The organism is Aeromonas finlandensis, assembly GCF_000764645.1.
Classification (GTDB): domain Bacteria; phylum Pseudomonadota; class Gammaproteobacteria; order Enterobacterales; family Aeromonadaceae; genus Aeromonas; species Aeromonas finlandensis.
Genome location: NZ_JRGK01000255.1, coordinates 1 through 594 on the forward strand (window position 1 = coordinate 1; position 594 = coordinate 594).

1 protein-coding gene is annotated in these 594 nt (G+C 40.1%); it reads left to right on the top strand.

Annotation, left to right across the window (positions count from 1 at the left end; genetic code table 11):
• Positions 1–510, top strand: a 510-nt coding sequence (locus LD28_RS22515) for an XdhC family protein (protein WP_162182403.1), incomplete at its 5' end; no start/stop codon positions are given.
• Positions 511–594 lie beyond the last annotated feature (84 nt).

Sequence of the window (594 nt, forward strand, 5' to 3'; positions counted from 1 at the left end):
GTGGCGTTGTACTGTGCTGATTTTGCTATGGCTTTAGGATTTGAAGTTGTAGTTTGCGAAAACCGTCCTGATGTAATGGAAAATTTAGCTGAACAGCTCAAACCTGAAATAAGACTACAACAGACATTTCCTGCAAAATTTCTTGAAGATAATGGGTGCCATGCCAATACAGCCATAGTGGCACTCACACATGATCCACGAATGGATGATTTAACGTTGATGGAAGCTATCAATACACCAGCATTTTATATTGGTGCCATGGGCTCAGCAAAAAATAGTGAACGACGTCGACAACGACTGCAGGACATTGCAGAATTAACATCACAAGAATTAAATCGTATTCATGCCCCCATTGGCTTGCCATTAGGCAGTAAAACACCAGCTGAAATTGCATTGGCCATTATGGCGGCTATCATTCAACAAAAAAACAACTCGACAAAAACGCATGATATTCCTACAGCAACAGCACCGGAATATAAGCACCAAGTACCTGTTTATAGCTGTGCCTAAATGGCCATTTATAATTTAATATAATCGTATTCAAGAATGCCTCAGCAATAACGCTTTAGCACAAGCTAATCTCAACATATTGGC